Annotated in this window: 24 protein-coding genes and 2 tRNA genes; 14 read left to right on the top strand and 12 right to left on the bottom strand. The window is 60.6% G+C overall.

The annotated features are described in order from the left end of the window. Positions 1 to 78 precede the first annotated feature (78 nt). The 3 genes from AB4N98_RS18020 to AB4N98_RS18010 all read left to right on the top strand — a co-directional run bounded on the left by AB4N98_RS18020 (position 79) and on the right by AB4N98_RS18010 (position 3,897). A complete protein-coding gene (locus AB4N98_RS18020) occupies positions 79 to 2,643 on the top strand; it encodes a TonB-dependent receptor (RefSeq protein ID WP_460148851.1) in 2,565 nt (854 codons plus the stop codon). A gap of 134 nt (positions 2,644 to 2,777) precedes the next feature. Then, the gene (locus AB4N98_RS18015; protein ID WP_460148850.1) at positions 2,778 to 3,386 is read left to right on the top strand and encodes a biliverdin-producing heme oxygenase; all 609 of its coding nucleotides are present in this window, start codon (positions 2,778 to 2,780) and stop codon (positions 3,384 to 3,386) included. Positions 3,387 to 3,495: 109 nt separating this feature from the next. Beyond that, complete coding sequence (locus tag AB4N98_RS18010) at positions 3,496 to 3,897, top strand: YbaN family protein (RefSeq protein WP_460148849.1); 402 nt, start codon at positions 3,496 to 3,498, stop codon at positions 3,895 to 3,897. Between the two features lie 96 nt (positions 3,898 to 3,993). Here the strand turns inward: AB4N98_RS18010 and AB4N98_RS18005 are convergent, their stop codons facing one another. Continuing rightward, positions 3,994 to 4,557 carry an NAD(P)H nitroreductase gene (locus AB4N98_RS18005; protein ID WP_017529265.1) on the bottom strand — a complete coding sequence of 188 codons (564 nt, stop codon included), beginning with the start codon at positions 4,555 to 4,557 and terminating at the stop codon, positions 3,994 to 3,996. A gap of 138 nt (positions 4,558 to 4,695) precedes the next feature. On the opposite strand from AB4N98_RS18005, the gene AB4N98_RS18000 reads away from it, so the two are divergent. The 3 genes from AB4N98_RS18000 to AB4N98_RS17990 are packed head-to-tail and all read left to right on the top strand — an operon-like array spanning position 4,696 to position 8,319. Continuing rightward, positions 4,696 to 6,123 (top strand): di-heme oxidoreductase family protein, encoded by a 1,428-nt coding sequence (locus tag AB4N98_RS18000; RefSeq protein WP_368949330.1) that lies wholly within the window; start codon positions 4,696 to 4,698, stop codon positions 6,121 to 6,123. A gap of 31 nt (positions 6,124 to 6,154) precedes the next feature. Further along, entirely contained in the window at positions 6,155 to 7,219 is a 1,065-nt protein-coding gene (locus AB4N98_RS17995) for an imelysin family protein (RefSeq protein ID WP_017529267.1), read from the top strand. Between the two features lie 2 nt (positions 7,220 to 7,221). After that, a complete protein-coding gene (locus AB4N98_RS17990; RefSeq protein WP_068935934.1) occupies positions 7,222 to 8,319 on the top strand; it encodes a DUF1513 domain-containing protein in 1,098 nt (365 codons plus the stop codon). Positions 8,320 to 8,404: 85 nt separating this feature from the next. On the opposite strand, the gene AB4N98_RS17985 is transcribed toward AB4N98_RS17990, so the two are convergent. The 5 genes from AB4N98_RS17985 to colR all read right to left on the bottom strand — a co-directional run bounded on the left by AB4N98_RS17985 (position 8,405) and on the right by colR (position 12,175). Then, positions 8,405 to 8,632, bottom strand: a complete 228-nt coding sequence (locus tag AB4N98_RS17985) for a hypothetical protein (RefSeq protein ID WP_017529269.1) — start codon at positions 8,630 to 8,632, stop codon at positions 8,405 to 8,407. Next, on the bottom strand, positions 8,629 to 9,348 hold the full coding sequence (locus tag AB4N98_RS17980) for a lipopolysaccharide kinase InaA family protein (protein WP_017529270.1): 720 nt from the start codon (positions 9,346 to 9,348) through the stop codon (positions 8,629 to 8,631). Before AB4N98_RS17980 ends, AB4N98_RS17985 begins: the two co-directional genes overlap by 4 nt. A 4-nt stretch (positions 9,349 to 9,352) precedes the next feature. After that, the gene (locus AB4N98_RS17975; protein WP_017529271.1) at positions 9,353 to 10,033 is read right to left on the bottom strand and encodes a class I SAM-dependent methyltransferase; all 681 of its coding nucleotides are present in this window, start codon (positions 10,031 to 10,033) and stop codon (positions 9,353 to 9,355) included. Between the two features lie 188 nt (positions 10,034 to 10,221). Beyond that, positions 10,222 to 11,502, bottom strand: a complete 1,281-nt coding sequence (locus AB4N98_RS17970; protein WP_065876663.1) for a sensor histidine kinase — start codon at positions 11,500 to 11,502, stop codon at positions 10,222 to 10,224. Then, positions 11,492 to 12,175, bottom strand: coding sequence for a two-component system response regulator ColR (gene colR, locus AB4N98_RS17965; RefSeq protein ID WP_003175870.1), 684 nt, complete (start codon positions 12,173 to 12,175; stop codon positions 11,492 to 11,494). Before colR ends, AB4N98_RS17970 begins: the two co-directional genes overlap by 11 nt. Positions 12,176 to 12,376: 201 nt before the next feature. On the opposite strand from colR, the gene AB4N98_RS17960 reads away from it, so the two are divergent. Continuing rightward, positions 12,377 to 14,326, top strand: coding sequence for an LTA synthase family protein (locus tag AB4N98_RS17960; protein WP_068935932.1), 1,950 nt, complete (start codon positions 12,377 to 12,379; stop codon positions 14,324 to 14,326). A gap of 51 nt (positions 14,327 to 14,377) precedes the next feature. Continuing rightward, on the top strand, positions 14,378 to 15,097 hold the full coding sequence (locus AB4N98_RS17955) for a phosphatase PAP2 family protein (protein WP_017529274.1): 720 nt from the start codon (positions 14,378 to 14,380) through the stop codon (positions 15,095 to 15,097). A gap of 78 nt (positions 15,098 to 15,175) precedes the next feature. Here AB4N98_RS17955 and groL read toward each other — a convergent pair whose 3' ends face one another. From groL to AB4N98_RS17930, 5 genes are all read right to left on the bottom strand, one after another. Then, complete coding sequence (groL, locus tag AB4N98_RS17950; protein WP_017529275.1) at positions 15,176 to 16,822, bottom strand: chaperonin GroEL; 1,647 nt, start codon at positions 16,820 to 16,822, stop codon at positions 15,176 to 15,178. A 49-nt stretch (positions 16,823 to 16,871) separates the two neighbouring features. Beyond that, complete coding sequence (locus tag AB4N98_RS17945) at positions 16,872 to 17,168, bottom strand: co-chaperone GroES (RefSeq protein WP_017529276.1); 297 nt, start codon at positions 17,166 to 17,168, stop codon at positions 16,872 to 16,874. A gap of 247 nt (positions 17,169 to 17,415) precedes the next feature. Beyond that, a complete protein-coding gene (locus AB4N98_RS17940; protein WP_065876665.1) occupies positions 17,416 to 17,892 on the bottom strand; it encodes an FxsA family protein in 477 nt (158 codons plus the stop codon). A 67-nt stretch (positions 17,893 to 17,959) separates the two neighbouring features. After that, positions 17,960 to 18,691 (bottom strand): HugZ family pyridoxamine 5'-phosphate oxidase, encoded by a 732-nt coding sequence (locus AB4N98_RS17935; RefSeq protein WP_017529278.1) that lies wholly within the window; start codon positions 18,689 to 18,691, stop codon positions 17,960 to 17,962. A 94-nt stretch (positions 18,692 to 18,785) separates the two neighbouring features. After that, positions 18,786 to 19,793: a DUF481 domain-containing protein gene (locus AB4N98_RS17930; protein ID WP_065876666.1), complete on the bottom strand. Its 1,008-nt coding sequence runs from the start codon at positions 19,791 to 19,793 to the stop codon at positions 18,786 to 18,788. 211 nt (positions 19,794 to 20,004) lie between these two features. Here AB4N98_RS17930 and AB4N98_RS17925 point away from each other — a divergent pair, with 211 nt between their 5' ends. The 4 genes from AB4N98_RS17925 to AB4N98_RS17910 all read left to right on the top strand — a co-directional run bounded on the left by AB4N98_RS17925 (position 20,005) and on the right by AB4N98_RS17910 (position 24,776). Further along, positions 20,005 to 20,319, top strand: coding sequence for an MGMT family protein (locus AB4N98_RS17925; protein WP_050554005.1), 315 nt, complete (start codon positions 20,005 to 20,007; stop codon positions 20,317 to 20,319). Between the two features lie 43 nt (positions 20,320 to 20,362). Beyond that, on the top strand, positions 20,363 to 21,895 hold the full coding sequence (locus AB4N98_RS17920) for an AmpG family muropeptide MFS transporter (protein ID WP_017529281.1): 1,533 nt from the start codon (positions 20,363 to 20,365) through the stop codon (positions 21,893 to 21,895). A gap of 191 nt (positions 21,896 to 22,086) precedes the next feature. Beyond that, entirely contained in the window at positions 22,087 to 23,802 is a 1,716-nt protein-coding gene (locus AB4N98_RS17915; RefSeq protein WP_017529282.1) for a proline--tRNA ligase, read from the top strand. Between the two features lie 20 nt (positions 23,803 to 23,822). Further along, the gene (locus AB4N98_RS17910) at positions 23,823 to 24,776 is read left to right on the top strand and encodes a hypothetical protein (RefSeq protein ID WP_017529283.1); all 954 of its coding nucleotides are present in this window, start codon (positions 23,823 to 23,825) and stop codon (positions 24,774 to 24,776) included. Between the two features lie 128 nt (positions 24,777 to 24,904). On the opposite strand, the gene dinB is transcribed toward AB4N98_RS17910, so the two are convergent. After that, positions 24,905 to 25,963, bottom strand: a complete 1,059-nt coding sequence (dinB, locus tag AB4N98_RS17905; RefSeq protein WP_026067376.1) for a DNA polymerase IV — start codon at positions 25,961 to 25,963, stop codon at positions 24,905 to 24,907. Between the two features lie 277 nt (positions 25,964 to 26,240). Between dinB and AB4N98_RS17900 the strand changes: the two genes are divergently transcribed. Next, a tRNA-Met gene (locus AB4N98_RS17900) sits at positions 26,241 to 26,317 on the top strand. Between the two features lie 198 nt (positions 26,318 to 26,515). After that, a tRNA-Met gene (locus tag AB4N98_RS17895) sits at positions 26,516 to 26,592 on the top strand. Positions 26,593 to 26,811: the final 219 nt, after the last annotated feature.

Genomic DNA, 26,811 nt, shown 5'->3' with positions numbered 1-26,811 from the left:
GTCTCGTCTTAGCCAATGCAACTGATTCCTATTTGGTTCGGTTCGCAACTATAAGATTCGTACCCCGGAGCGCTCTCGATGTCCTCTCGTTTCAATCGCCGGTCTTCTTCGCCCGTCCTGTCCTTGCTGACCGCCGCCATCCTGCTGGCCGGCGTGCCGGTGATGACCGCCAGCGCCGCCGAGCCCGCCGCGCGCAGCCACGGCAATTACACCTTCAGCATCGAGCAGCAGCCGCTGGTCTCGGCGCTCAACGCATTTACTGCCGTGACCGGCTGGCAAGTCGGCCTGCCGGCAGAGCTCGGCCAAGGCGTGTCGTCGCCTGGCGTGCGCGGCCCGCTGCCGCCGGAAAAAGCGCTGGACCGGCTGTTGGTGGGGACCAACCTGGGCTACCGCAAACTGGGCAATAACAGCATCGTGCTGGAGAAACGCGCAGCCGGCGGCACCCTCAACCTGCAGCAGGTGACCATCAGCGCCACTCGCAACGAACAGGATGTGAACAGTGTGCCCAGCACCGTCAGCGTGCATGAACGCGAAGCGCTGGACCGTCAGAACGTGAACACCATCCGCGAACTGGCGCGCTACGAGCCCGGCGTGTCGGTGGGCGGCGCCGGCACACGGTCGGGCAATGCCGGTTTCAACATCCGCGGCATCGATGGCGACCGCATCCTCACCCAAGTGGACGGCGTGGAAGTACCCGACAACTTTTTCAACGGCCCCTACGCCAAGACCCGCCGCAACTATGTCGACCCGGAAATCGTCAAGCGCGTAGAGATCCTGCGTGGCCCCGCCTCAGCCCTGTATGGCAGCAGCGCCATCGGCGGCGCGGTGAGCTATTTCACCCTCGACCCGGATGACATCATCAAGCCCGGCCAGGATGTCGGCGCCCGCCTGAAGACCGGCTACAGCTCCGCCGATGAGAGCTGGCTGACGTCCGGCACCTTCGCCGGTCGCGTGCAGGACTTCGACGGCCTGCTGCACCTGAGCCAGCGCAACGGCCATGAAACCGAATCCTATGACGGCAATAACGCCACCGGGCTGGACCGCACCGGCGCCAACCCGGAAGACGCGCGCACCACCAACGTGCTGGCCAAGTTGGGCTGGAACTACGGTGACGACAACCGCCTGGGCCTGACATATGAGAAGTACAAGGATGATCGCGACATCAACCTGAAGAACGCGGTGGGCGGCCCGTTCATCGGCGGGCGCGGTTTCAACCTGTACCGTGACCGTCGCGGCAACGACACCATTACCCGCGAACGTTTCGGCCTGGAAAACAGCTTCGCCCTCGCGTCACCGATAGCCGACCGCATCAAGACCAGCCTCAATTACCAGATCGCCAAGACCGACCAGACGACCGCCGAAATCTATCAGTCGGGCCGGCGCGTGATGCGTACCCGCGACACGCTTTACGAAGAGAAACAGTGGGTTTTCGACGCTCAGTTGGACAAAGCATTCAGCCTGGGTGAAACCGATCACCAGGTGACCTACGGCACGACGCTCAAACAGCAAAAAGTCACCGGGTCCCGCGAGGGCTCGGCCTATTGCCTCGCTGTCGGCTCCGGTTGCACGGCCATCGGCGCGCCCAGCCCGCAAGCCGGCGACAGCGTGAAGAAGTCCAGTGACTTCCCCGACCCAACCATCAACGCTTACTCCTTGTTCGCACAAGACCAGATCAGCTGGGATAAATGGACGTTCCTGCCCGCCGTGCGCTACGACTACACCCGGCTCAAACCCAAGCTGACCGAGGAATTCCTCAACACCGTGAACCCCACCGGTGCGGACCAAGTGAGCGACAAGGAAAAAACCTGGCACCGTGTCACGCCCAAATTTGGCCTGACCTACGCCCTGACCGATCACTACACATGGTTCGGCCAGTACGCCGAAGGGTTCCGCACCCCCTCGGCCAAATCCCTCTATGGGCGCTTCGAGAACCTGAACATCGGCTATCTCGTGGAGCCGAACCCCGACCTCAAGCCGGAAACCAGCAAGGGCATCGAAACCGGGCTTCGCGGGAAGTTTGACGAGGGGTCTTTTGAGATCGCGGTGTTCTACAACAAGTACCGCGACTTTATCGACGAAGACAACGCCGTGGTCGCGGGTACCGTCGAGCAGTTCAAGGCCGTGAACATCAAACGCGCCACCGTCAAGGGCGTAGAAGCCAAGGGCCGCCTGAACCTGGACGCATTCGGCGCGCCACAAGGCCTCTACACCCAAGGCGCGGTTGCCTACGCCCACGGCCGCAACGACGACAACGGTGAACCGCTTAACAGCGTCAACCCGCTCAAGGGCGTGTTCGGCCTGGGCTATGAGCAGGACAACTACGGTGGCCTGCTGAGCTGGACCCTGGTGAAAAAACAGAATCGCGTCGACAGCAGCACCTTTCACGCCCCCGACGGCAGCACCGAAGGCCCGTTCAAGACCCCGGGCTTCGGCATTCTCGACCTGACCGCCTACTACAAGGTGACCAACGACGTGACCCTCAACGGCGGCTTCTACAACCTGACCGACAAAAAGTACTGGAACTGGGATGACGTGCGCAGCTACGACAGCGTCGGCGAAGCCGCAGTGACGGGCCCCGCCAGCCTTGACCGCCTGACCCAGCCGGGTCGCAACTTTGCGATCAACGTGGTCTGGGACATCTGACCACGCCTCCCTCACCTCGCCGAGATTTCATCGGCCAGGTGAGGATTTTTTACTGTGCCGCGTCTTCTTGTTCGTCTAGTTGATAACCGCTCTCTTTAGGGCAACAAGGCGCTTCCCTTCTCAAGGACTTTTTCATGACCGCTTCCCCTACCGCAGAACGCCCAAGCCTGCGCTCCCAGCGCTTGAACCAGATCACCAATGAGCCGCACACCAAGCTCGATGCGCTGGTAAAAGCCCATGGACCGTTCGAAACCCAGGCCAACTTTGCCCGTTTCGTGGTGGCGCAGTACTTGTTCCAATCGGAACTGGTGGGCCTGTACAACGATGCCGAACTGATCAAGATCGTCCCGGACCTGGCCGCGCGCTGCCGCGCCGACGCCGCCAAACTGGACCTTGCCGACCTGGACACTGAAGTGCCCGCACCGGTGGCCGGCGCGCTCAAGAACCCAAGCAAGGCCCAAGCGCTGGGCTGGCTGTTCGTGTCTGAAGGTTCCAAGCTGGGCGCCGCGTTCCTGATCAAACGCGCCGTGGGCCTGGGCCTGAGCGAAACCTTCGGGGCCCGCCACCTGGGCGAACCGGCCGGCGGTCGCGCCGAAGGCTGGAAGAGCTTCACCCGCACCCTGGATGCTCTGCAATTGAGCGCCGAAGAAGAAGCCGCCGTGGAACAAGGCGCGGTCGATGCGTTTGTACGCTTCACCGTGTTGCTGGAACAGGCGTACGCTAGCGCGCCTGAACTGGCCTGACGTCTGAATTGAAATGCGATCAACTGTGGGAGGGTGCAAGCCCCCTTCCACCGTTAAACTGCATTTCAGTTCGCACTTTTGTAAACCTTCTCCCCAGATAAGTTTCACCATGACCGGTAAAACCCAATCCACCTCGAAAATCGTCCAGCTCCTTTTCGGACTGCTGGCCTACATCAGCCTGGGCATCGGGTTGGTGGCGATTGTCGTGCCGGGTTTGCCCACCACCGAATTCATCCTGCTGGCTGCCTGGGCTGCCACTAAAAGCTCGCCACGCCTCAGCGCCTGGCTGGAAAACCACCGCCTGTTCGGGCCGATCCTGTTCAACTGGCGCAACGGCAAGATCATCGCGCGCAGGGCCAAGGTCAGCGCCACCGTGAGCATGCTGCTGTGCGCCATAGTGATGCTGGTGATGCTCGACCACGGCTGGCCGATTTACCTGGCCATTGCCGGCATGAGCCTGGGCAACCTGTGGATCTGGTCACGCCCCGAACGGCATACCCAGCCGCTCTGAACGCTCCTGCACCGCCAACGATCCGCTCACCAACGCCATGAAGCCGCTGTGGGAGCGGGGTTTGCCAGCGCCCACATCAAGCAGCTCAGTGATCGTTCAAAGACCGTTCCAGGCTTGAACAAACTGCGCCACATCTTCCTTCGGCGCCGTGCGCGGTGGGTTTTGCGGCGTGCCCAGGTAAAGGAAGCCAATCACTTCTTCATCCGGCTTCAGCCCCAGGCCCTTGGCGACATGAGCGGAGTAAGACAATTCGCCGGTGCGCCACACCGCGCCGATCCCCTGTGCGTATGCCGCCAGCAGAATGCCGTGGGCCGCGCAGGCAGCGGCCAGCAATTGTTCGGATTTGGGTACCTTGAAGTGTTCCTGCAAACGGGCAATCACCACCACCACCAGCGGTGCGCGCAACGGGCCGTTCTGCGCCTTGTCGATGGCGGCTTGCGGGGCGTCGGCGTCTTGCAGGCGCGCGGCTTCGGCCAGCAGCGTGCCCATCCGCTCGCGGGCGGCGCCCTCCACCGTGAGGAAACGCCAAGGACGCAGCTGGCCGTGGTCAGGCGCGCGCATGGCGGCGGCGAACAACACGTCGCGCTGCGCCTGGGTCGGTGCCGGCTCCAGCAAGCGCGGCACGGAAACACGGTTGAGCAAAGCGTCGATAGCCTGCATTGGTCACCTCCAAAAAAAATGTGCGGTCATTCTAGCGGGAATGAATCGGCTACCACCAAACGATAATTGCTCTTATTCATTCCCCCCGGCCCTGTTAGACTTTGCGACCAGATTTTTCGCCTTCGTTCAGGAAACTCGATGTTCCGCTCGCTTTTTCGTCTGTCCATCGCTTGCATGGCCCTGGGCCTCACTGCGTGCGATAACGCCCCCAGGTTTGCCAAGGCCGAGCCGGGTGAGGCGCGTGCGGGCGGCGCGGCGACGGTGAACAAGCGCGACCAGAACGCGTTTTCCCTGCCGTCGGCCAACCTGTCGCCCACGCGCCGCCTGGACTTCAGCGTCGGCAACAGCTTTTTCCGCAGCCCCTGGGTGATCGCGCCGTCCACCACCACCGCGCGTGATGGCCTGGGCCCGCTGTTCAACACCAACGCCTGCCAGAACTGCCATATCAAGGATGGCCGTGGCCACCCGCCGCTGCCCGACGCCGCCAATGCAGTGTCGATGCTGGTGCGTCTGTCGATCCCGGATGCGCCCGCCTACGCCAAACTCATTGAACAGGCCGGCGTGGTGCCCGAGCCGGTCTATGGCGGGCAATTGCAAGACATGGCCGTGCCCGGTGTAGAACCCGAAGGCAAGGTGCGCGTCGACTACACGCCGGTCAACGTCACCTTCAAGGACGGTACCGTCGTCGAGTTGCGCCAGCCAAACCTGCAGATCACCCAACTGGGCTATGGCCCGATGCACCCCGACACGCGTTTTTCTGCGCGCATCGCCCCGCCGATGATCGGCCTGGGCCTGCTCGAAGCCATCAGCGAGGCGGATATCCTGCGCAACACCGACGCGAAAACCGCCGATAGAGAAGCCCTGGTCGGCCGCGCGAATTGGGTGTGGGATGACGCTCGGCAAAAGACTGTTCTGGGGCGCTTTGGCTGGAAAGCCGGGCAACCCAACCTCAATCAACAAAATGTTCACGCGTTTTCTGGTGATATGGGCCTCACCACCTCCCTGAGACCCTTCGATGACTGCACCGACGCCCAAGTGGCCTGCAAGCAGGCGCCCAACGGCAACGGCCCCGACGGCGAGCCGGAGGTCAGCGATAACATCCTGCGCCTGGTGCTGTTCTACACCCGCAACCTCGCCGTACCCGTGCGTCGCGATGTCGACAGCCCACAAGTGCTGGACGGCAAGAACCTGTTTTACCAGGCGGGTTGCCAGGGTTGTCACAAACCGTCGTTCACCACCGCAGCGACGGCCGCCGAACCTGAACTGGCCAACCAAGTGATCCGCCCCTACAGCGACCTGCTGTTGCACGACATGGGCCCGGGCCTGGCCGACAACCGCAGCGAATTCAAGGCCGGCGGCCGCGACTGGCGCACCGCGCCGTTGTGGGGCATCGGCCTGACGCAAACCGTGAGTGGCCACACCCAGTTTCTGCATGACGGCCGCGCGCGCAACCTGCTGGAAGCCGTGCTCTGGCACGGCGGTGAGGCACAAGCGGCGCAGCAGCATGTGTTGTCCTTCAATGCCGAGCAGCGCGCTGCGTTGCTGGCGTTCCTGAATTCTTTATAAGCTTTGCCCCACTTACAGAAGGGAGCTCGACATGTTCCGTCCCAAGTTGTTGTTCACCAGCCTGGCCGCCCTTGCGCTGGGCGCCTGCTCGCCACAAGACCCGCAAGCCGTGACCTCGGCGGCGATCGCCAAGCAAGTGATCCTGCCGACCTACAGCCGCTGGGTCGAGGCCGACCGTCAACTGGCCGTCAGCGCCCTGGCCTACTGCCAAGGCAAGGAGAGCCTGGACACCGCCCGCGCAGACTTCCTCCACGCGCAAAAAGCCTGGGCCGAGTTGCAACCGCTGCTGATCGGCCCGCTGGCTGAAGGCAACCGTTCGTGGCAGGTGCAGTTCTGGCCGGACAAAAAGAACCTGGTGGGCCGTCAGGTAGAACAACTGGTCGCCAGCCAGCCGCAGATCGACGGCGCCGAACTGGCCAAGTCCAGCGTGGTGGTACAAGGCTTGTCGGCCTACGAATACATCCTCTACGACGCCAAGACCGACCTCGCCGACGCGGCACAGAAAGCGCGTTATTGCCCGCTGCTGGTGGCCATCGGCGACCGTCAGAAAGCCTTGGCTGAAGAGATCCTGGCCAGTTGGAATAGCACCGACGGCATGCTCGCGCAGATGAGCAAGTTTCCCAACCAGCGCTACGCCGATTCCCACGAAGCGATCGCTGATCTGCTGCGTGTGCAAGTGACCGCGCTGGACACCCTGAAGAAAAAACTCGGCACGCCGATGGGCCGCCAGACCAAGGGCATCCCGCAGCCGTTCCAGGCTGACGCATGGCGCAGCCAGTCGTCCCTGCAAAGCCTGGAGGCCAGCCTCGCCGCCGCCCAGACCGTGTGGGTCGGCGTCGACAACAAGGGCCTGCGCGGCCTGCTGCCGGCGGATCAGAAGCCATTGGCCGACAAGATCGACGCTGCCTATGCAGCATCGCTGAAACTGTTCGCCAGCAACCAGCGCACCCTCAACGAACTGTTGAACGATGACGCCGGGCGCCAGCAACTCAATGACCTCTACGACAGCCTCAATGTGGTTCACCGCCTGCACGAAGGCGAACTGGCCAAGGCGCTGGGCATCCAACTGGGCTTTAACGCCAACGACGGTGACTGATGATGCTCAGGCGACAGGCTTTGGCCATTGGCAGCGTACTGCTCAGCGCACTCACCCTGGGTGGCTGGACGCTGTTCAAAAGCAAAGACAAACGCCCGCTGCTGTTGTCGGCGCGGGATGATGCGGACGGCAAGCACTACGCCGTGGGCTACCACCTGGACGGCAAACCCGTATTTGCCACCCAGGTTGGCCAGCGTTGCCACGACATCATCAACCACCCCACGCTACCGATTGCGTTGTTTGTTGCCCGACGCCCAGGCACCGAGAGTTACCTGATCGACCTGCGTGATGGCGCATTGCTGCAAACCATTACCTCGAACGCCAATCGCCACTTCTATGGCCATGCGGTGATTCACCAGAGCGGCGACTGGCTGTACGCCACCGAAAACGACACCTCCGACCCCGGTCGCGGCCTGCTCGGTGTGTATAAGTTCGAAGGCGAGCGGCTGGTGCACAGCGGTGAGCTTTCTACCCACGGTATCGGCCCGCACCAGGTGTCGTGGATGCCCGACGGCGAGACACTGATCGTGGCCAACGGCGGCATTCGCACCGAAGCCGAAAGCCGTGTGGAGATGAACCTCAACGCCATGGAGCCAAGCCTGGTATTGATGTGCCGCGACGGCACACTGATCAGCAAGGAAACCCTGGCGCAACAGATGAACAGCGTGCGCCACATGGGCATCGCCAGCGATGGCACCATCCTTACCGGTCAGCAATTCATGGGGCCGTCCCAAGAGCGTTCCGAGCTGCTGGCGATCAAGCGGCCAGGGCAGCCGTTCGTCCCCTTCCCGGTAGCCGATGAGCAGTTGCAGGCGATGGGGCATTACACCGCCAGCGTCGCGGTGCACAGCGAGTTGCGCCTGGTGGCGCTGACCGCGCCGCGTGGCAACCGCTTCTTTATCTGGGACATGGACAGCGGCGAGCTGCGCCTGGATGGGCCGTTACCGGACTGCGCGGGTGTCGGCGCGGTGGCGGATGGTTTTGTCGTCACCTCCGGTCAAGGGCGTTGCCGCTTCTACGATTGCCGCCAGCAACCGTTGGTGGCAACACCGCTGGAGTTGCCGGCGGGGCTCTGGGATAACCATCTGCACCTGATTTGAGCCGAGTTTGGCCGTTTCCCGGCGGTGAATAACGCAAAAAAAAGGGCCTCGCATCGCAAGGCCCTTTTCGGCTGGCTTGATCGTTTCAACTCTGTGGCCTCATCCCTTGAGACATGCCAAACATGAACAGCAGCAGCTCGTGATCAGGCTTGGCCGCCACACTCGCCTTGGCGACGCGCGGCAACAAGCATTGCGCGCCCTCCTGCGTTGCACTGAGTACTTGTGTGCGAGGCTGCTCCCACGCGGCCAGGGCCAAGGCTGCAACGCCCAACGCCCCCACCAGGAACAGACCTCGTGCTATTTCTAGCTTCATTTGGTTAAACCCTTGATAGCGCTGCCAAACGCCGTCTCGTAAAAGTAGCTGAGTTTTTGCCAGTCGCTATCGCTCCACGACGAATGGCGGCGCAGTTGCCGCATGTCATGGGACGCCGCCCGATGAGCGGTCAGGCGCTGGCGACATTTTTCAAAATCCAGCAGTGCCACGTCCACAGTGGCCGAGTCGCCCTCGCCCATCACCCGCACAAAAATATGCTTGATGTACAGGCAACCGTGCTGCCAGCGCCCCTTGTGCATACGCGCCAGGGTGCCGGCTAATTCCTTGAGCACACGCTCGTGCACTACTTCGCCGTAGCGTTCACGGCCACCGGCGGCGTACCAGTGTTCAATTTCGTCGAAACCGTCGAGCGCCGCTGTCACCAGCAGTGCCTTCCAGTGGTGATCCGCATCGCGACGCGCCTCGCAGAACACCAGCTCCGGTACGCGCACATCCAACAAGCGCAGGCCCTTGATGGCGTCCCGCTCGCGCAACACGGTGGGGCGACCGAACGGGTGCAGCCAACTGCGATAGATGTGCCCGGTCTGGCGCTTGCTGTAGAGCAAGCGGCCATTGGCGCTCATCACGCGTTGCACACCGCTTTCACCGCCGCGCCGACGATTGGGTTCCTCGACCCACTCGCCTTGCTGGCGCCAGAAATAATCAAACTTGTCTTCGGGAGCTACGTGACTGCCTGCTACGCACTCAACTGCCATCCTGCTACCTCTTGCGCAATACATACACTCGCCACATGGCGTACAACGGTATGAAGTCCAGAGACTCCTGGACACGAAAACCGGCTTCTTCGAACTCTGCCTCAACAGTAGCAGCTGGTAACACAAATCTGTTTTGGTAACTTTCCTGCTCACCTTTTCTACGCCGCTGCCCTTCGAGGCGCTTGCGTTTCCAGGCTTTGAAATTGCCGTCGACCCACAGCGAAATGATCACACTGTCGCGGGTAACCCGTTGGAACTCCCGCAATATCGCCAGCCGGTGCGCCGGGTCACCAATATGGTGCAGCAGGCGCATACAGAAAATGCTGTCGACCGCGTTATCTGGCAGGTCGATATCAAAGGCTGATGTCTGCAAGGGTCGTACCCGTTTCACAACTTCCGCGGGTTGGGCGACGGTTGCAACCTTCAACATCGACGCTGAATTGTCCGCGCCGATAATCACACGGTTGGGTTTCTCTGCCAGCAACGGCCAGAACCGCCCCGCGCCGCACGGCAGGTCCAGTACCAGGCCTGGCTCACCGGCCATCGCCAGGGCGCCACGAGCCAATTGCTCGTCGCGTTTATGGGACAGGCGACGCGCCAGATTGTCTTGATGCTTGAGTAAATATTCCCGCGCATGCTCATCGTCATACTTTTCGGAAAATTCGAGCTTGATAGGGTTAGACATCACTGATCTCCAGTTACTGATGCCTACAACGTTAAGCACCGAACTGTGATCAACAGGTCAACCATGTGTGAAAAACCTGTCCTGTCCAACCCCATACATTTCAAAACTTTACAGACATAAACAATATCATGGGGCCATCTTCGCCGAATGACGACGATGTTTGGCAGGATTGCGGCAGGGTGGACGGGTCAGGCGCCGGGCTGACCCAGTTCGACATGAAAGCGGCAGCCATTGGGCTCCATGGTGCTGAGGCTGACGCTCCAGCCCTGGTTCTCGCAGATCCGTTGCACCAGCGACAAACCAAGCCCCAGGCCATCACCACGCTTCTCGCTGCCGCGCACGAAGGGCTCGAACATCGCTTCGCGTTTCTCTTCTGGAATGCCGACGCCACTGTCTTCCACCACAAAGCCCGCCGGCTCCAGGGTCAGCCGGATAAAACCATGCTCGGTGTAATGCAAGGCATTGCGCAGCAGGTTGCCCATCACCGCATGCAGGAACGTCGTGTTGTAGCGCGTGTCCAGGGGGTTGCCTGGCTGGTAGATCAGTTCCAACCCCTTGTGTTCGATTTGTTCACGCCAGATGCCGAGCAAATCGTCCGCCACCTGGCTGAGGGTGACCTGGGCCGACATAGAGGCATCGTTATGCTGGGCGCGGGCCAGCATCAGGAAGGTCTGTACCAGCTCGCGCATTTCTTCGCAGGCACGGGCAATGCGCTGCACCTGGTTACGCCCGCGCTGGTCGATGGCCGGGTTTTCCAGCAACAGCTCGCAGGAGCTAGCCAATACCATCAAGGGGGTGCGCAATTCGTGGCTCACATCGCTGGTAAACAACTGCTCACGCGACAACGCCGCGCGCAGCCGCCCCAACGTGGCGTCGAACGCCACCGCCAGCTCACCCACTTCATCGGCCGCATAGTCCGGCGCCAGGGGCGGCGCCAGCCCCAGCAACTGGTCGCGGTGACGCACCTGACGCGCCAGGCGCACCACCGGCGCCATCACCTTGCGCGCCAGCACCCAGCCGAGGAACACCGCCAATGCCAGGCTGAGCACAAAGCCCACCAGCACCACGGCAAACAGCACACGCTCACGCTCTTCGAAATCGCTTTGGTCTTGCAGCAACACATAACGTCGCCCGTCAATCACTTCGACCATGGCGTGGTACGACAGCGATTCGCGAAATACTTCATGAAAGCCCGGCTCCAGATGCCGCAGGTCCTTGGGCAATTCAAAATCGCCCGGCCCGCCGCTGAAATAGAACAACTGGTCCGGCTCGGGTCGGTGGCGCCAGTCTTCGACCGTGTCCATCAGCAGCAAGCGTTGCAAGTCACCGCCCAGGCCCGCCGAGATCAACTTCTCTTCCACCAGGTGCACGGTCGCGATAATGCCCATGGCGAAGGCCCCCGCCACCAACGCACTCATCAAGGCAAAGGCGATGATGATCCGCTGGGAAAGGCTTTGCTTAAACTCCATCACGCCCCTCGGCCAGACGATAACCAACGCCGTGCACTGTCTGCAGTAACGGTTTGGCGAAGGGCTTGTCGATGACTTGGCGCAACTGGTGGACGTGGCTGCGCAGGCTGTCGCTGTCCGGGCAATCGTCGCCCCACAGCGCCTCTTCGAGGATTTCGCGGCGCAGCACGTGCGGACTTTTTTGCATCAGCACCGCCAGCAGCTTGAGGCCGACCGGGTTGAGCTTGAGCAGGCGCCCTTCACGGGTGACTTCCAGGGTGTCGAGGTCATAGCTCAAATCGCCGACCTGCAAGGCGCGGCGGCCGCCGCCCTGAGCACGGCGCAGCACGGCTTCGATACGCGCGGCCAGTTCCGACAGAGCAAACGGTTTGAGCAGGTAATCATCGGCGCCGGACTTGAAGCCCTGCAACCGGTCGTCCAACTGGTCACGCGCGGTGAGCATGATCACTGGCGTGTCGCGGCGGGCGTCTTCGCGCAGGCGCTTGCACAGGGTGTAGCCATCGATACCGGGCAGCATGATGTCGAGCACGATCAGGTCGTAATGCTCGGTGGCCGCCAGGTGCAGGCCCGACAAACCGTCCTGCGCACAGTCCACGGTGTAGCCCTTGAGCCCCAGGTAATCCGCCAGGTTGGCCAGAATATCGCGGTTGTCTTCAACCAATAAAATTCGCATGGGCAGTGTCTCCGTACGCGGTAACGGCCGTGTTGGCTCGCGCAGCTTAAGGCCAAGCGGGGCTCAGGGATAGAGCCGGAAGGTGCGTCGATAAGGGTTTTCAACCGATTCAACCGTTCAACGAGTTTTTCACTATAGCTTCACAAACTGACTACAGCGTCAGGACGAATATCGCCGCCCATTGATATAAGGAACATGGACATGGGGTTTTTCAAATCGGCGCCAATGCGCTATCTGCAGTTGATCACCGGTGCCTGGCTGGTGGTTTTCCTGCTCACTCGCAGCGTGCTGCTCATTACTCACCTGGACGAAGTCGGCGGCAACCTGCTGCCGGTGTTTGGCGTCGGTGTGCTCTACGATCTGGGTTTCCTGGCCTATGCGGCGCTGCCGCTGGGACTTTACTTACTGCTCTGCCCTGCGGGACTGTGGCGCCGCCGTGGACACCGCTGGTTCCTGCAGGCGGTGTTGACCGTGAGCCTGTTCGCCATGCTGTTCACCGCGGTCGCCGAATGGCTGTTCTGGGACGAGTTCGGTGTGCGCTTCAACTTTATTGCCGTCGATTACCTGGTGTATTCCGACGAGGTGCTGAACAACCTGCTGGAGTCCTACCCGATCGGCAAGCTGCTGAGCCTGCTGGCGATGCTGGCCATTGTGCTGAGCCTGGCGCTGCGCAAACCGTTCAACGCGGCGATGAACGCTCCGCTGCCGGCCCTGCGCGGCCGCGTGTTGAACGCCGCGGCGCTGCTGGTCGTCGCCGGCCTCAGCCTGCAACTGATCAGTCAGGACAGCCCGCGCACCCAGGGTGGCAACGCCTACAAGAACGAGCTGGCGAGTAACGGCCCCTATCAGTTTTTCGCCGCGTTCCGTAACAACGAGCTGGACTACACCCAGTTCTACAAAACCTTGCCAACCGACGTGGTCGCCCAGCAATTGCGCGCCGAACTCAGCGAACCCAACGCCCGCTTCGTCGGCCAGGACCCGCTGGATATCCGGCGCGAGATCAGCAACCCCGGCACCTTGCGCAAACCCAATATCGTGCTGGTGACCATCGAAAGTTTCAGCGCCAAGTACATGGGCAGCAATGGCGATGGGCGCAACCTCACGCCTAACCTGGATGAGCTGCGTAAACAAAGCCTGTATTTCAATAATTTCTACGCCACCGGCACCCGTACCGATCGAGGCCTTGAGGCCATCACCCTGGCGATCCCTCCGACGCCGGGGCGCTCGATCGTCAAGCGCATTGGCCGCGAGAGCGGGTTCGCCAGCCTCGGACAACAACTCTCCGCCATCGGCTACGACAGCGTGTTCGTCTACGGCGGGCGCGGTTACTTCGACAATATGAACGCGTTTTTCAGCGGTAACGGTTACCGGGTCGTAGACCAGAGCAGCGTGCCCGAAGCGGAAATTTCGTTTAAAAACGCCTGGGGCATGGCCGACGAAGATCTCTACAAACAGACCCTCAAGCTCGCCGACGCCGACTACGCCAGGCAGCAGCCGTTTTTGCTGCAACTGATGACCACCTCCAATCATCGTCCCTACACCTATCCGGATGGGCGCATCGACATCAAATCCGGCAATGGTCGCGACGGCGCGGTGAAATACACCGACCACGCCATCGGCGAATTCCTCGCCGCTGCGCGCAAGAAACCGTGGTTCGATAACACGATCTTTGTGTTCGTCGCCGACCACACCGCCGGCAGCGCGGGCAAGGAAGACCTGCCCATCACCAACTATCAGATCCCCTTGTTCATCTATGCGCCAACGCTGATCGATGCCCGGGAAACCGCGCAATTGGCCAGCCAGATCGACATTGCGCCGACGCTGTTGGGCCTGATCAACCTGAGCTACGAGTCGACCTTCTTTGGCCGCAACCTGCTGCAGGACAACCCACTGCCGCCTCGGGTCGTGGTCGGCAACTACCAGCATCTGGGGTTGTTCGACGGCACGGACCTGGCGATCCTCAGCCCACGCCTGGGCCTGCGTCGCCATGACCAGGCCCTGGGTGAGAGCCAGGAGTTGCGGGTGAACAGCGATGATCCATTAATCCAGCGCGCGATCACCTACTACCAGGCCGCCAGCTATGGGTTCAAACAACAATTGCTGAGTTGGAGGGGGCACAAGGACGAGGCCCCAGCGCTGAGCACACGCTAAACAGAGCGTCCCGCACAGGTGAGTGCGGGACGTCTTCGATCAAGGTCCGCCATGCCATCCCCTCCCGTTGCGCCGGCTTCCAAGCCGCTTGATTTTCGGCTGTACCTGGGCATTCCCGCCGCCGCCGCGCTGGCATTGCTGTTGCTGGAGCTGACGCCACTGGACATGGCTCTCGCCAAACGGTTCTACAACGCGGCGGAGGGCGGCTTCGTCGGTCGCTACAGCTTCTTGCTCGAAGACATCCTGCATGACCGCGCCAAGCAGTTGGTGATCCTGTTTTCGGTCATGGCAATCCTGGGGTTTGTCGGCACATTTATCCTGCAACGCCTCAAGCCCTACCGCCGCGAACTGGGCTGCCTGGTGCTGTCCCTTGGACTGGCGACCGCCTTTGTTTCACCGTTGAAAACCCTGACCGGCGTGCAGTGCCCGTGGAGCCTCAAGGAGTTCGGTGGCGAGGAAACCTACAGCACACTGTTGAGCCATCGCCCCGCCACCGATAAACCCGGGCGCTGTTGGCCCGGCGGCCATGCGGCCACCGGGTTCGCCCTGTTCGCGCTGTTTTTTGCACTGCGTGACCGCAAGCCGCGGATGGCCCGCTACGCATTCCTCTTCGCGGCCGGCTTGGGCAGCATCTTTTCAGTGAGCCGCATGCTGCAAGGGGCGCACTTCTTTTCCCACAATGTGTGGACGGCGATTTTTTGCTGGCTGATCTGCCTGGGCCTGTATGGTTTGTTGCTGTATCGGCCATCGAGGCCCTTGGCGCCGCGCTGAACCTCAGACAGCGCGCACAAAAAAGCCCCGCCTGCATCACTGCAGGCGGGGCTTTTTCAGTACAGGGGTAAGGCTGGCTTACATCATGCCGCCCATGCCACCCATGCCGCCCATGTCTGGCATACCGCCGCCAGCCGAGCCTTCTTTCTTCGGTGCATCAGCGATCGCCGCTTCGGTGGTCAGGATCAGACCGCCGATGGAGGATGCTGCTTGCAGCGCCGAACGGGTCACCTTGGTAGGGTCCAGGATGCCCATTTCGATCATGTCGCCGTAGACGCCAGTCGCAGCGTTGTAACCGTAGTTACCTTTGCCGTTCTTGACTTCGTTAACCACAACGCTTGGCTCGTCGCCGGAGTTGGCAGCGATCTGGCGCAGCGGTGCTTCAACAGCACGACGCAGCACAGCGATACCGACGTTCTGGTCAGCGTTGTCGCCGGTCAGGCCGGTCAGGGCTTCCAGAGCACGGATCAGCGCAACGCCACCGCCAGGTACCACGCCTTCTTCGACGGCTGCGCGGGTTGCGTGCAGGGCGTCTTCAACGCGGGCTTTCTTCTCTTTCATTTCAACTTCGGAACCGGCGCCAACCTTGATCACTGCAACGCCGCCGGACAGCTTGGCCAGACGCTCCTGCAGTTTTTCACGGTCGTAGTCCGAGGAGGTTTCAGCAACCTGCGCACGGATCTGGGCGATACGAGACTCGATGTCGCTTTCAACGCCAGCACCGTCAACGATGATGGTGTTTTCCTTGGAGATGGTCACGCGCTTGGCGCTACCCAGGTTTTCCAAGGTGGCGCTTTCCAGGCTCAGGCCGATCTCTTCGGAGATAACGGTACCGCCGGTCAATACGGCGATGTCCTGCAGCATGGCCTTGCGACGGTCGCCGAAGCCTGGAGCCTTGACGGCTGCGACTTTGACGATGCCACGCATGTTGTTCACAACCAGAGTGGCCAGGGCTTCGCCTTCAACGTCTTCGGAAACGATCAGCAGTGGGCGGCCGGCTTTGGCCACGGCTTCCAGTACTGGCAGCATTTCGCGGATGTTGGAGATCTTTTTGTCGACCAGCAGGATCAGCGGGCTGTCCAGCTCAGCAACCATGGTGTCTGGTTTGTTGACGAAGTACGGGGACAGGTAGCCACGGTCGAACTGCATGCCTTCTACAACCGACAGTTCGTTTTCCAGGCCCGAGCCTTCTTCAACGGTGATCACGCCTTCTTTGCCGACTTTTTCCATGGCTTCGGCAATGATGTCGCCGATGGAGCTGTCGGAGTTGGCGGAAATAGTACCTACCTGGGCGATAGCCTTGGTGTCAGCGCATGGCTTGGACAGGTTTTTCAGCTCGGCAACGATGGCGATGGTCGCCTTGTCGATGCCGCGCTTGAGGTCCATCGGGTTCATGCCGGCAGCGACGGCCTTGTAGCCTTCGTTGACGATGGCCTGAGCCAGAACGGTAGCGGTGGTGGTGCCGTCGCCTGCGTCATCGTTGGCACGGGAGGCAACGTCTTTGACCAGCTGCGCGCCCATGTTCTCGAAACGGTCTTCCAGTTCGATTTCTTTGGCTACGGAAACGCCGTCCTTGGTGATGGTCGGAGCGCCGAAGCTCTTCTCGATGATCACGTTACGGCCTTTCGGGCCCAGGGTCGCTTTTACTGCGTCAGCCAGGATGTTGACACCGGTGAGCATTTTCTTGCGGGCGGAGTCGCCGAATTTAACTTCTTTAGCAGCCATGATCGATATTCCTTAAATACTTTGTAGTAACGGGAAAATGAGCGGGAAATCAGCCTTCGAGTACGGCGAGAATTTCGTTCTCAGCCATCACCAGCAGGTCTTCGCCGTCGATTTTCACAGTATTGCTGCCGGAGTAAGGGCCGAAAACAACCTTGTCACCCACTTTCACGGCCAGTGCGCGGACATCACCGTTTTCCAGGGTCTTGCCTGGGCCCGCAGCGACGATCACACCGTGGTTGGCTTTTTCAGCAGCCGAACCTGGCAGAACGATGCCGCCAGCGGTTTTCTTTTCTTCTTCGCTGCGACGGATGACGACGCGGTCGTGCAGAGGACGAAGCTTGCTCATTGTCGATCTCTCCTAATTGTGTTTTTCATCGGCCGGTATCAATTCCGGCGGGTTAAATTCCGGCGGTGCCGGTCGCGGTTCGCTGGGCGAAACGCGGAAGTCTGTCTAGTGTCACCACCAGAAACCTTGCGGTGACCGATACATAAGGGCGCATAAGCTGATTACAAGGGGGCGTAGATGAAATTTTTTGTGTCTGCGGCCGGGGAAATGCAACACGGCACCCAAAGGTGCCGTGCCGATGAAGCAGTTATTTGCTGTCGCGGTGCTCGAACTCGCCTTCAATCACATCGCCTTCGCGCCCCAGCGGCTCGCGTGGAGCCGGGCCACCGCGCGATTGCAGGTCGTCGGCGAACGCTCGTTGGCGTATCGCCGCTTCTTCGGCGCGCTGGCGCATCTTGCCGGCCAGCAGTTTGCGGGTGAACGGCAGCAGCATGACCAGGCCGATCACATCGCTGATAAAACCCGGCAGGATCAATAGGCCACCCGCCAGGGCCATCATCAGGCCTTCGAGCATGGTCTGGGCCGGCAGCTCGCCGCGGTTCAGGCTTTCACGGGCACGCAGCGCCGTCGCCAGCCCGGCGACGCGCAGCACCAGAACGCCGAGCATCGAGCCGAGAATGATCAGCAACAGGGCCGGGAAAAAGCCGATCGCACTGCTGACTTGAACGAATACGAACAGCTCCAACACCGGGAACAGCAGAAAGAGCAATAAAAAAGGGCGCATCAAAAGAGTTCCTCAACGCAAGAATGCCTTGCAAGTACACACTAGATGCCGCCACCCCTGCCTGAATTCAAGCTGAAGCCGGTTCTTTTTTTGGCCATGCCTGGGCATGAGCCAATGAAACGAGGGCTTCGCGCACTTGTGTCGGAGTGTTGCAAGACTCGGCAAAGGGCAACCAGTACAGTGATTGGCCAATGCGCAGGTGCATGCCCTCGCTGTCGATGCCGGCCAGTTGCGCCGGCTCGGAGGCGGGCAGCCCCGCCAGGTCGACATAGTGAGCAATTGCCTTGGCGTGATCGCTGTTCATGTGGTCGACCATACTGCGCTCGGCCTTGCCGAAGAACGGGTTGGCCAGGCTCAACTGGTCGATCCAGTGAATCGCGCCAAAGCCGCCGATATAGCGGTGGCGAACCGGCTTGAGCACCCAAAAGTCGAAATCGTGAGCCTTGTGGTAATTGGCCGAATCAGGAAAGTAGCGGTAGTAACGCTCGGCGGCCGCTTCAATGGCAGCGGTGTCTTCCAGCTTCTCGGCTTCGGCCAGATAGGTCAGGCGCCCCACCGCCTGCACATCATCCGCCTCGCGCTCGCCCACCAACAGCGAGCACTTGGGGTCTTTCTGCAGGTTGTGGGTGTGTTGGGCGATGCGGCTGATCAGGATCAGCGGGCGGCCCAGTTCGTCCAGGCAGTAAGGCACCACCGAACCGAACGGGAAGCCAGGCATGGCCTTGGATAATGTGGAGAGGGCTCCACGGTATTCCTTGAGCAACAGCTCTCGGGCGTTCTTGGCAACCTGTGCGCTCAACGTATGACTCCTCGGGTATTCAGCCGCCCACAGTCTATGGGAATCGATCTCAACACACGGTAATCAATATACGCACCGGTTGCCAGGGACTCGATTACCAGGCCACGCCGAAGCCTGCGGTGTAGCGGGTCTTGCTCAAGCTGCTTTCGGAGTCGCCGCTGATCATGTCGCGCTCGGCCTTGAGGTTGAGCGATGCCCATTCGGTGACTTTGTAGCGCAGGCCCATCTCAGCATCGAGAGAGTAGTCGACGGGCCCATCGATCGGCCGGCCCAGTTCCCCATTGGTGAAGAACTCGACGGTCTTGCCCACCAGGTAGCGGTTGTAATTCCATTTCATGGCCACCGAATAGAAGTTGTCTTTACCGCCTTCGGCATATTCATAGTCGGTACGGTTGACCAGCGAACCAAGGGAGAACGCCCCCAACTCGTCGTCCCAGAACTGGTACCCCGGGCCGGTACCGACGGTGCGTTGGCGGGCGAGGTCTTCGACTTTGTCGCGCTTGTAGGTCAAACGCCCCTGCCAGAACCAGTGCTCGGTGAGGAAACGGTCCAGGTCGTATTCCAGCGCCCAGTTGTCCGTGGTGCTCACATCATCCTGGAACTCGCGGTTGTATTCGCCCTGGCCAGTGTGACGCCATTGGCCATGACGCGCGGTGGTCTTGAAATCGATGTCGTAATCGTTGGTATCTTTCTCGGCGCGCTTATAGTCCAGCGCCATGTCGACGTTGCCCTTCCACACCAGGTCTTCAATCACCGGCTTGGGCTTGATGATTTGCTGGATGCTGGCCAGTTCGACGGTCTTGGGCGCCTCGCCATTGGCCAGCACTACTTTGCCGTCATCCGCAGCCTGCAGGGACTTGGCCTTTTCGCCGGTATAGGCATCCTGCTTGACCAGCAGTTCCTGGTCACTTTCCAGGGTCTTGACCTGCTTCCAGTCCACCGGGATGGCGCCGGCGTAATCGGTCTGGATCAACAGCTTACCGCCGTCGAAGACCTTGATCTTGCCGGTCAGGCGGTCACCGTTCTTCAACCAGACGGTGTCTGCTAGCAAGGGGGTTGAGGCGCTGAGAACAGCTAGGCACAGCAGGGTTCTGGACAACATAAGCGTATTCGAGGCTCGGGCTTTGGCAATAAAGAGGGCATTATCGTGTTAGATAACGTCTGAGCAAGGACTGACTCAAGGATCGGGGTTGAGTTCAACGCTCACCACCATGTTTACAGACGTTTCTTACAAATATGCCGACGATTTCAACGGATCGCGCCATAAACCGGATAGCACCACAGTGAATCAATCAGCCCAAACCCCCGCCGAAATGCGCCGCACCGCGCTCTACCTGACTTTGGCGCAAGTCCCCGCTGGCTGCGTGGTGAGCTACGGCGAACTGGCGCAACTGGCTGGGCTGGGGCGCGCGGCTCGGTGGGTCGGGCGCACCTTGAGCCAACTGCCCGAGGACAGCCGACTGCCCTGGCACCGCGTGCTGGGTGCCGGTGGTCGGATAAGTCTGCCGGCGGGCAGTGCCTCGGGCGACGAGCAGCGCGCGCGTTTGCGCGATGAAGGCGTCACGGTGCGCAACAATCGCGTGGATATTCAGCGCCATGGCTGGCGCCCGGTAGAGCACAGCGGTTAGAGTGCGCGCTTTGTTTTCGCAAACCTGAGGCAGACTCCAGCCCATGCCCCGTAAAACCTGGCGCGCCGCGCTCGCTGCCTATGCCAGCCCCTCGACGTTAGTGCTGTTGTTGCTCGGCTTTGCCGCCGGCTTGCCTTACATGTTGGTGTTCTCGACGCTTTCGGTGTGGCTGCGCGAGGCCGGTGTGGCCCGCGAGACCATCGGCTATGCAAGCCTGATCGGTTTGGCGTACGCCTTCAAATGGGTCTGGTCGCCGCTGCTCGACCAATGGCGCCTGCCGCTGCTCGGCAAACTCGGACGTCGACGTTCCTGGCTGGTCTTGTCCCAGTCGCTGGTGATCCTCGGATTGATCGGCATGGGCTTCTGCGACCCACAGAAACACCTGTCCTGGCTGATCGCTATTGCCGTGGTCGTGGCCTTCGCCTCCGCCACCCAAGACATCGCGGTCGATGCCTATCGCCTGGAAATCGCCGACGACAGCCGCCAGGCCGCCTTGGCCGCCAGCTATATGTCCGGCTACCGCATCGCCGCCCTGCTGGCCACGGCCGGCGCGCTGTTCTTTGCCGAAGGCTTCGGCTCCACCGGTTTCAACTATAAACACGCGGCCTGGACCGGCACCTACGTGCTGTTCGGCGTGCTGATGATCCCGGCGCTGCTGACCACGCTGCTCATGCGCGAACCGAATGTGCCATTGCGCACCCAGTTGCAGGCCGGACGCTACAGTTTTGTGCACCAACTGGTATCGGTGTTTGTGCTGATTGTGCTGCTGGTGTCGGTTCCGGCGATGTTTACCCAACTGTTCAACACCGATTTCGCCAGTGTACTGTTCCAGGGTGTCAGCCTGTGGGACCTGCTGATGGAAGACCGCGCCTTCCTGCGCGCCATCCTCTATATCACGCTGACCGCCTTATGCCTTTCGGCCATGGGCCGCCGTGGGCTTGCGCCGGTGCTGACGCCGGTCAATGACTTTATCCTGCGCTACCGCTGGCAGGCCCTGCTGTTGCTGGGGTTGATCGCCACCTATCGCATGTCCGACACCGTGATGGGCGTGATGGCCAACGTGTTCTATATCGACCAGGGCTTTACCAAGGACCAGATTGCCGGGGTCAGCAAGATCTTCGGCCTGATCATGACCCTGCTCGGCGCCGGCATGGGCGGCCTGTTGATCGTGCGTTTCGGCATCCTGCCGATCCTGTTTATCGGCGGTGTGACGTCGGCCGGCACCAACCTGCTGTTCGTGATGCTTGCCGACATGGGCCCGGACCTGCAGATGCTGATCTTCACCATCTCCCTGGACAACTTCAGCTCGGGCCTGGCCACGTCGGCGTTTGTGGCCTACCTGTCGAGCCTGACCAACCTCAAGTTCTCCGCCACCCAATATGCGCTGCTCAGCTCGATCATGCTGTTGCTGCCACGCCTCATCGGCGGGTATTCGGGCGTGATGGTGGAGAAGTTCGGCTATCACAACTTCTTTATGATTACCTGCCTGCTGGGTGTGCCAACGCTGCTGCTGATTGCGTTGCACTGGTATCAGGAAAACCGGCGGATTCGGTTGAACCCACCCGCCGAAGACTGACACAACTCGGTCAATGTGGGAGGGGGCTTGCTCCCGATAGCGGTGGGCCAGTGCGCTATAAGCGCCTGACCCTGCTATCGGGAGCAAGCCCCCTCCCACAGACCCCTCTGCATTCTGACGCCTGTACTCCAGCAGTTTGCGCCCGTACAATCCCAAGTCATTTCAAGCCCAGCAACCGACAACGGCCTACCATGCGCACCAGTCAATATTTGCTCGCCACACAGAAAGAAACGCCTTCCGACGCGGTCGTGATCAGCCATCAGTTGATGCTGCGCGCCGGCATGATCCGCAAACTGGCCTCGGGCCTGTACACCTGGTTGCCCATGGGCCTGAAGGTGATGCGCAAGGTCGAAGCCATCGTTCGTGAAGAAATGAACGCTGCCGGTTCTCTGGAAGTGTTGATGCCGAGCACCCAACCGGCTGAACTGTGGCAGGAATCCGGGCGCTGGGAAGAGTACGGCCCTGAGTTGCTGCGCTTCAAGGACCGTCATGGCCGCGACTTCTGCGCCGGCCCGACCCATGAAGAAGTGATCACCGACCTGATGCGCAACGAGCTGAGCAGCTACAAACAGCTGCCGCTGAACCTGTATCAGATCCAGACCAAATTCCGTGATGAAATCCGCCCACGCTTCGGTTTGATGCGCGGCCGTGAGTTCATCATGAAGGACGCCTATTCGTTCCACGCCGACCAGGCTTCGCTGCAGGCGACCTACGACCGCATGCACCAGGCCTACTGCAACGTATTCACACGCCTGGGCCTGAAGTTCCGCGCGGTTGAAGCGGACAACGGTTCCATCGGCGGCGCCGGCTCCCACGAGTTCCACGTGCTGGCCGAGTCCGGCGAAGACGACATCGCCTTCAGCAACGGCTCCGACTACGCGGCGAATATCGAGAAAGCCGAAGCCGTGCCGCGTGAAACCTCGCGCCCAGCCCCAACTGAAGAGCTGCGCCTGGTGGATACCCCGGACACCAAGACCATCGCGGCCCTGGTGGAGAAATTCAATCTGCCGATTGAAAAGACCATCAAGACCCTGATCGTGCACGCCGAGGAAGAAGGCAAGCTGATCGCCCTGGTGATCCGTGGCGACCACGAACTCAACGAAATCAAGGCGGCCCAGCAACCTGGCGTGGCCAGCCCGCTGGTCATGGCCACCGATGCCGAACTGCGCGACGCCATTGGCGCCGGCGCCGGTTCCCTCGGCCCGCTGAACCTGCCGCTGCCGATCATCATCGACCGCTCGGTCGAACTGATGAGCGATTTCGGCATCGGCGCGAACATCGACGACAAGCACTACTTCGGCGTGAACTGGGAGCGAGACCTGCCGGTGCCGACCGTGGCCGACCTGCGCAACGTCGTGGCCGGTGACCCAAGCCCGGATGGCAAGGGCACCCTGGAAATCAAGCGCGGCATCGAAGTCGGGCACATCTTCCAGTTGGGCAACAAGTACAGCAAGGCGATGAAGTGCGAAGTGCTGGGCGAAAACGGCAAGCCGATCACCCTGGACATGGGTTGCTACGGCATTGGCGTGTCCCGCGTGGTTGCCGCTGCCATCGAGCAGAACAACGACGAGAAAGGCATCATCTGGAGTGACGCCCTGGCGCCGTTCCAGGTTGCCCTGGTGCCGCTGCGTTACGAAACCGAGCAAGTACGCGAAGCCACCGACAAACTGTATGCCGAACTCACGGCAGCCGGTTTTGAAGTGTTGCTCGATGACCGGGATAAGAAAACCAGCCCGGGCATCAAGTTCGCCGACATGGAACTGATTGGCATCCCACACCGCATCGTGGTCAGTGACCGCGGCCTGGCTGATGGCAATCTGGAATACAAGAGCCGGACCGAAGCCGAAGCCCAACCGTTGCCGGTGGCTGACGTGCTGTCTTTCCTTCAGGCGCGTATTCGTCGCTGAAAACCAGATCAAGAGAAGTCATGTTCAAGCGAAACACCAGAGCCCTGGGGGGCGCCGCCTTGTGCGGCGCCCTGCTGGTCAGCGGCTGCGCCAACCAGATGTCGCAACGCAGTGAGCACGAGGAGCGGGTCGAGCGTAAGTTGCTCAACCACAGCCTGCAGATCGATGTAGGCGAACCCAAAGTACTTGAGCTGCCGCAACGCCGGGTGCGCATTCACGAACAGAAGACCTTCGAGGTCACCGAATTCGAAGTCACCCGTCGTTACGACCGCTACACGCCCTACCAACCCTGGCGCAAACTCTATGAGATGCCCCTGGGTGCGGTGGCGCTGGTGGCGGGCGCGGGTGCCAACGTGGCGAATATCTTCGCCCTCGGCCACCTGCCTACCAGCATGACCCACGACTGGCTGACCTACGGCGTGGACGGCCTCAACCCGTTCATGAACGTGCAGTCCCATGGCCGTGCGCAACAGAACCTGGCGGGTATCGATGAAGTCCAGCGCGACAAGCGCGTGGAGTATTCGAGCCTGCCGTGGAGCGAGCGCCCGGTACAGGTCACCGCCGGCAAACAAACCCATGAGCTGACCACCGACCGCAACGGCGTCCTGCGCCTGAACCTGTTGGACAGCCCATTTGCCGAGCAGGACCTGAACCGCATCACCACCTTGAAAATCAGCGTGGAAGATGGCCAGGACGATGTGCATTCGGACTCGACCCTGGCGATCAGCAGCGCCTTGCGCGGCAAATTGCTGGAAGCCCACGGCCTGATCTATGACGACCTGGAAGACGATGAAGTCAGCCAGTGGGTTCACCGGGTCAAGCGCCTCTCGGAGCTGGGCCTGGAAGAAGAAGCCAGCGAACTGGAACAAAGCTTGATCGAACTGACCCGCAATGATCCGGAGTTGCAGCAGGAATTTCTGCAAGCGCTGACCAAGGATGCGGGGCGGTTGGTGGCGGATCCCGGAGCACGCTGAGGCTTCAAAAACGCTGTAGATCCAAATGTGTGGGGGCTTGCTCCCGATAGCGGTGCATCAGCCAGCTTATACATAGCTGACACACCGCAATCGGGAGCAAGCCCCCTCCCACATTTCGACTCCGGTTTCTACCAGGAGAATTCGAGCTGTTCGTTGCCGCCGCTCAAGTCCAGCAGCCGCACACCAATCCCCAACAGCCGCACCGGCTTGCCACCTCGGTTAAATGCCTGGGTCAGCAACTGTTGATAACTCTCCAGATCCCTCCCCGCCCCCGCCTGCTCCAATGTCGTTTGGGTAAAGTCATGAAACTTCACCTTCACAAACGGCTTGCCTGCGCGGTAACTGCTGTCGATGCGCGCCATGCGCCCGGCCAGGGTTTCCATCAGTTCGGGGAGTTTTGCCAGGCAACTTGAAAGATCGGGCAGGTCGACGTCGTAGGTATTTTCCACACTGATGGATTGTCGCCGACTGTCGTTGTGCACCAAACGGTCATCGATCCCACGAGCCAGGCTCCAGAGTCGCTCACCAAAACTGCCGAATTCGCGCACCAGCGCCAGCTTGTTCCACTCGCGCAGTTGCAGGCAGTCTTCAATACCCAGGCGCGCCAGCTTATCGGCCGTCACCTTGCCTACACCGTGCAATTTGCTCACGCGCAACTGGGAGACAAAGTCTTCGACCTGGTCCGGGGTAATCACGAACAGGCCGTTGGGCTTTTTCCAGTCGCTGGCGATCTTCGCCAGAAACTTGTTCGGCGCCACCCCTGCGGACACGGTGATGTGCAACTGGTTGGATACCCGCCGGCGAATATCCTGGGCGATACGCGTGGCGCTGCCACCAAAATGCGGGCTGTCGGAGACATCGAGGTAGGCCTCATCCAGCGACAAAGGCTCGATCAAATCGGTGTAATCGCGAAAGATCAGCTGGATTTCCTTTGACGCTTCTTTATAGGCATCCATCCGCGGCTTGACGATGGTCAGGTCCGGGCACAGCTTTAAGGCATGGCGCGACGACATGGCCGAGCGCACCCCATAGGCCCGCGCTTCGTAGTTGCAAGTGGCGATCACCCCACGCCGATCCGCCGAGCCCCCCACCGCCAGCGGCTTTTGCGCCAGGCTCGGGTCATCGCGCATCTCGATGGCGGCGTAGAAGCAATCACAGTCGACGTGGATGATTTTGCGCTGAGTCATATAAAAGAGGGCAATCCAACGGGCCGCCAGTATCGCATTCACCCCTGTATATAGCACCAGTAGTTTGAATCTTCCGTCTGAGCGGTAGGAAAATTCCCAGCTAAATTTATTTTCTCAATCGAATTTGGCATTTCAATAGAGCTGAAAGCCCCGGCCGGACTGGCCCGCAGCGGTCATGCAGCCACTAATGGAGAGCTAACCGATTGAACCACAAGCGCTTTTCTTTCAATCTCGGGTTGACACACTCGCGTTCCTCTGTAGAATGCCGACACACAGACGCGGGATGGAGCAGTCTGGTAGCTCGTCGGGCTCATAACCCGAAGGTCGTCGGTTCAAATCCGGCTCCCGCAACCAAACATCAAAAAAGGCTACTCGAAAGAGTGGCCTTTTTTGTTTTGCCTGGGTGTCAGCTTCCTGATCCGGCCGGCATCGGGGCAAAGTGTTTTCAATCGCGAAGTCAGGTTGCCCGCGCAGTCAATTCACACTTATTTGACCCATTGGTTGATTAACGGTTGACACCTCGGCGTTGGACTGTACAATGCCGCCCACAGACGCGGGATGGAGCAGTCTGGTAGCTCGTCGGGCTCATAACCCGAAGGTCGTCGGTTCAAATCCGGCTCCCGCAACCAAACATCAAAAAAGGCTACTCGAAAGAGTGGCCTTTTTTGTATCCGGCGAAAAAGTTCTTTTGAAACAATGACATGGCATCTTTCATGAAACCGTACAGGGTTTGTAGAGTCCATCTCATCGCAAGCATGCTTACTTCTCTACGACCAATGGCCGCAGTCGCCGCACCCGGTGATCCGCGTTAATATTTGTAATTATTTTGTCCATAGGGATTGGTAACT

It is taken from the genome of Pseudomonas sp. S3_E10 (assembly GCF_054667615.1).
The sequence above is the reverse complement of the archived record's forward strand: the minus strand, read 5'-3'. Positions and strand labels throughout refer to the sequence as shown.